The 4,579-nt window shown below is 71.5% G+C and carries 7 protein-coding genes and 3 tRNA genes; 1 reads left to right on the forward strand and 9 read right to left on the reverse strand.

What is annotated here, in order from left to right; translation table 11 throughout:
- From AC2W7G_RS09645 to AC2W7G_RS09680, 8 genes are all read right to left on the reverse strand, one after another.
- Positions 1–195, reverse strand: a 195-nt coding sequence (locus AC2W7G_RS09645; protein WP_485868241.1) for an FAD-binding protein, incomplete at its 3' end; no start/stop codon positions are given.
- Between the two features lie 87 nt (positions 196–282).
- Entirely contained in the window at positions 283–453 is a 171-nt protein-coding gene (gene rpmG / locus AC2W7G_RS09650; protein ID WP_019143692.1) for a 50S ribosomal protein L33, read from the reverse strand.
- A gap of 44 nt (positions 454–497) precedes the next feature.
- Positions 498–571, reverse strand: a tRNA-Met gene (locus AC2W7G_RS09655).
- 28 nt (positions 572–599) lie between these two features.
- Positions 600–672, reverse strand: a tRNA-Thr gene (locus AC2W7G_RS09660).
- An 84-nt stretch (positions 673–756) separates the two neighbouring features.
- The gene (locus tag AC2W7G_RS09665) at positions 757–1,569 is read right to left on the reverse strand and encodes a quinone-dependent dihydroorotate dehydrogenase (RefSeq protein WP_485868245.1); all 813 of its coding nucleotides are present in this window, start codon (positions 1,567–1,569) and stop codon (positions 757–759) included.
- 249 nt (positions 1,570–1,818) lie between these two features.
- Entirely contained in the window at positions 1,819–2,142 is a 324-nt protein-coding gene (locus tag AC2W7G_RS09670; protein ID WP_485868242.1) for a hypothetical protein, read from the reverse strand.
- Between the two features lie 263 nt (positions 2,143–2,405).
- On the reverse strand, positions 2,406–3,542 hold the full coding sequence (locus tag AC2W7G_RS09675; RefSeq protein ID WP_485868246.1) for a zinc-dependent alcohol dehydrogenase: 1,137 nt from the start codon (positions 3,540–3,542) through the stop codon (positions 2,406–2,408).
- A gap of 150 nt (positions 3,543–3,692) precedes the next feature.
- Positions 3,693–3,774 (reverse strand) — tRNA-Tyr (locus AC2W7G_RS09680).
- A 95-nt stretch (positions 3,775–3,869) separates the two neighbouring features.
- Here AC2W7G_RS09680 and AC2W7G_RS09685 point away from each other — a divergent pair.
- Entirely contained in the window at positions 3,870–4,361 is a 492-nt protein-coding gene (locus AC2W7G_RS09685; RefSeq protein ID WP_485868243.1) for a YajQ family cyclic di-GMP-binding protein, read from the forward strand.
- A gap of 3 nt (positions 4,362–4,364) precedes the next feature.
- Here AC2W7G_RS09685 and AC2W7G_RS09690 read toward each other — a convergent pair.
- Positions 4,365–4,579, reverse strand: a 215-nt coding sequence (locus AC2W7G_RS09690; RefSeq protein ID WP_485868244.1) for a hypothetical protein, incomplete at its 5' end; no start/stop codon positions are given.

Here is a 4,579-nt window from a genome sequence, read left to right on the forward strand (position 1 = left end):
CAGGACGCGCACCACGGTGCCGTCGAAGCCCTCGTCGGCGACGACCAGGTTGCTGCCGCCGCCGACCACCAGCACCGGCTCGCCGGCCTCGTCGGCGGCGCGGACGGCGTCGACCAGCTCGGCCTCGGTCGTGGCGTCCACGACGCGGCGGGCGGGGCCGCCGAGGCGCAGCGTGGTCAGGTCGGACAGGCGCATGACGTCGAGGCTAGCGGCCGGTCCCGGACGTGCGACGACCCCCGCCCGCCGGAGCGGTACGGGGGTCGTCGTCGACGCGGGAGACGTTCAGCGGGTCTCGCGGTGCAGCGTGTGGCGCTTGTCGCGCGGGCAGTACTTCTTCATCTCGAGGCGATCGGGGTCGTTGCGACGGTTCTTCTTCGTGATGTAGTTCCGCTCCTTGCACTCGGTGCAGGCCAGGGTGACCTTGGGGCGGACGTCGCTGCTCTTGCTCGCCACGGTGGTGCCTCTTGTTTCTGTCGAAGACGTACGTACGTTGTCGGTAGCGGGGGCGGGACTCGAACCCGCGACACCACGATTATGAGCCGTGTGCTCTAACCACCTGAGCTACCCCGCCACGGGTCGCGATCGCTGCCGCGTCCCAGAGCCCCTTTACGGAATCGAACCGTAGACCTTTTCCTTACCATGGAAACGCTCTGCCGACTGAGCTAAAGGGGCGAACCGACGGAGACTCTACAGGGTGGTCCGGCGGTTCGCGAAATCGGGGTGCCCGACCGCCGAGAATCCCTGTCGTTCCAGGGGCTAGAGCGTGGCCGCGGCCAGCCGGCGGGGCCACAGCGGGCCCTCGTAGGCGAAGCCGGTGTAGCCCTGGACGAGGTCGGCGCCGGCGGCCAGCCGGTCGCGCACGTCCTGGGGCGTCGTGACCCCGCCCACCGCCACCAGCGCGAGGCGGTCGCCGGCGCGGCAGCGCAGCCGGCCCAGCACCTCGGTGGCCCGCCCGGCCAGCACCGGACCGGAGAGTCCCCCGGCCCCCGCGGCGTCCACGGTCGTCCGGTCGGTGCGCAGCGAGCCGGGACGCTCGATCGTGGTGTTGGTGGCGATGACGCCGTCGAGGCCGACCTCGAGCGCGAGGTCGGCGACCGCGTCGACGTCGTCGTCGGCCAGGTCGGGCGCGATCTTGATCAGCAGCGGGACGTGCGACCGGGTGAAGCGGTCGGCCGTGTCGCGCACCGCCGTCATCAGCGGCCGCAGCGTCTCGACGGCCTGCAGGTCGCGCAGGCCCGGCGTGTTGGGGCTGGAGACGTTGACCACGAGGTAGGACGCGTACGGCGCGAGCAGGCGGGTGCTCTCGACGTAGTCGGCGACGGCCTCGTCGGCCGGGACGACCTTGGTCTTGCCGATGTTGACGCCGATGACGGCGCCCTCGCCGAGCTCCGTGCGGCGCAGGCGGTGCAGCCGGCCGGCGACCACGGCGGCGCCGTCGTTGTTGAAGCCCATCCGGTTGACGATCGCCCGGTCGGCGACGAGCCGGTGCAGGCGCGGACGGGGGTTGCCCGGCTGCGGGCGCGCGGTGACCGTGCCGACCTCGACGTGACCGAAGCCGAGCGCCAGCAGGCCGGGGGACGGCGCGGGCGTTCTTGTCGAAGCCCGCGGCCAGGCCGAAGGCGTTCGGGAACTCGACGCCCATGACGGGTGCGCGGGTCGCGCGGCGCGGGCAGCGCCCGGCGGGTGACGGGGGCGGCGAGCCGGATGGCCTCGAAGGCGCGGTGGTGCGCGTCCTCGGGGTCCATGCGGGTCAGGACCTTGTCGAACAGGACGTCGTAGACCACGACGCCAGGCTAGCGGCCCGCCGCCGCGCCCTCCTCAGGGCCGGGCGCCGCGCACCAGCCGGCGGACGCCCTTCATCGCGGCCCAGCCGCCCAGGATCCACGGTCCGGCGACGACGACCGGGTCGAGCCACTGGTGGTTCACGTCGACCCGGCCGGGGCTGCGCCGGGACGCGACGCCGTGCGTCCGCTCGGTCGACAGGCCGGTGCCGAGCACGGGGTTGTCGGGCTGCTTGCTGAACCACGACGCGACGTGGCTCTCCACCACGTCCACCCGGTCGGCGCCGAGCAGGAGCAGCCAGTGGGCGGCCCGGCCCTCGCTGTAGCGGGCGTAGGCGAGCCGGCGGATCATGCCCGACACGCCCTTGAGCGGGGCGGACGTGCCGAAGGCGGGCGTGAGCCGGGCGTGCTCGATGGAGCGCTCGCGCGGCTGGTGCTCGGGCTGCTGGGGCGGCAGCTCCCAGTGCGCCCCAGTGACCTCGGGGGCGTACCGCTCGCGGCGGCACGGCCCGGGCGGTCGGCGGGGTCGAGGTCGGCTCCCCAGCCGGGGATGCGGCGGCGCAGCTCGTCGGGGTCGGGCGCCTGGCGCGGGGCGTTCGCGGTGTACGGCACGGGTTCTCCTCCTCAGGCGTCCGGGACGATGACCGGCTTGATGCAGTCGTCGAGCTTGGCCGAGAACAGGTGGTAGGCCTCGGCGACGTGCTCGAGCGGGACGCGGTGCGTGATGATGTCGCGCGGGCTCAGGTAGCCGTTGCGGATGTGCTCCAGCAGGCGCGGCCACTGGCGCTTGACCGGCGCCTGGTTCATGCGCAGGGTCAGGCCCTTGTTCATGGCGTCACCGAACTTCACGGCGCTGAACATCGGCCCGTAGGCACCCATGACCGAGATCGTCCCGCCCTTGCGGACGCCGTCGATGGCCCAGTTGAGCGCGATGGGCGAGCCGCCCTGGAGCTTGAGCTTGGTGGCCGTGACGTGCTGCAGGAAGTTGCCGTCGGCCTCCGCGCCCACCGCGTCGATGACCCGGTCGGCACCGAGGTAGTCGGTCTGCTTCTTCATCTCCAGCACGACGTCGTCCACCTGGCCGAAGTTGATCGTCTCGGCGTGGGCGAAGGTGCGCGCCTTCTCCAGCCGGTACTCCAGGTGGTCGATGACGATGACGCGCCCGGCGCCCATGAGCCAGGCCGACTTGGCCGCGTAGAGGCCGACCGGCCCGGCGCCGAGCACGACGACGGTGTCGCCCTGGACGATGTCGGCCAGCTGCGCGCCGAAGTAGCCCGTCGACAGCGCGTCGGTCATCATCAGCGCGTCCTCCTCGTGGAGGTCGTCGGGGATGACCGAGGGGCCGACGTCGGCGAACGGCACGCGCACGCGCTCGGCCTGCCCGCCGTCGTAGCCGCCGCAGGTGTGGGAGTAGCCGTAGATGCCGCCGACCGCCGTCGCGTTGGGGTTCACGTTGTGGCAGTTGGAGTACAGGCCGCGCGCGCAGAACCAGCACGACCCGCAGTAGACGTTGAACGGCACCATGACCCGGTCGCCGACCTTGACGTTCTGCACGTCCGGGCCGACCTCCTCGACCACGCCGATGAACTCGTGGCCGAACGTCATCCCGACGCGGGTGTCGGGCATCATCCCGTGGTACAGGTGCAGGTCCGACCCGCAGATCGCCGCGCGGGTGACCCGCACGATCGCGTCCCCGGGGTGCTCGATGACCGGGTCGGGCTTGCTCTGGACGCGGACCTTGTAGGGGCCGCGGTAGACCATCGCCTTCACAGGGGCGCCTCCGCTCTCGTCACGTGCTGGTGGCGAGGGGGTACCCAGCGAGCGGCGCCTGACACGGGGGCTCTCCAGCACACGACGCCCGGACGTGCGAAGGGCCCCGACCGGGTGGTCGGGGCCCTTCGTCGTGCGGCGTGGCAGGTAGAGGATTCGAACCTCTGAAGGCAGAGCCGTCTGATTTACAGTCAGATCCCTTTGGCCACTCGGGCAACCTGCCGCACGGTGCCGCCCTTGGGGCGACGACACGGAACCATACCGCAGCCCCCTAGGCTGGGAGAAACCCGACCCCGATGCAGCCCAGGAGCATGTGCCATGGCCGACGCCTCGTTCGACATCGTCAGCAAGATCGACCGCCAGGAGGCCGACAACGCGCTGCAGCAGGCGGCCAAGGAGATCTCGCAGCGCTACGACTTCAAGGGCACCGGGGCGTCCATCGAGTGGAGCGGCGAGCTCGGCGTGCTCATCAAGGCCAACGCCGACGAGCGCGCGCTGGCCGTCCTGGACGTGTTCAAGGAGAAGCTGATCAAGCGCGGCATCTCGCTCAAGGCGCTGGAGTCCGACGACCCGAAGCAGTCGGGCAAGGAGGTGCGCCTGACGGCCAGCTTCCAGTCCGGGCTCACCCAGGAGCAGGCAAAGCAGGTCTCCAAGATCATCCGCGACGAGGGCCCCAAGGGCGTCAAGGCGCAGGTGCAGGGCGACGAGCTCCGCGTGACGGGCAAGAAGCGCGACGACCTGCAGGAGGTCATCGCGCTGCTCAAGGGCAAGGACCTGGACTTCGCCCTGCAGTTCACCAACTACCGCTGAGCGTCAGTAGCTCAGCGGCAGCAGGAGCAGCACCAGCGCGGCCAGCACGACCGTCGTCGTCGCGACCCGGATGGAGACCGGCGGCGACGGGCTGAGCTGCACCGTCTCGGCGGGACGCGCGACGAGGCCGGCCACCGCCCGTAGCACCGCCACGACCCCGGCCACGAGTAGACGCGACCGCCGCGCCCAGGAACCAGCGCGAGTCCCAGGCGCCTCCG

The organism is Aeromicrobium sp. PFPM2_SD2 (genome assembly GCF_057364525.1).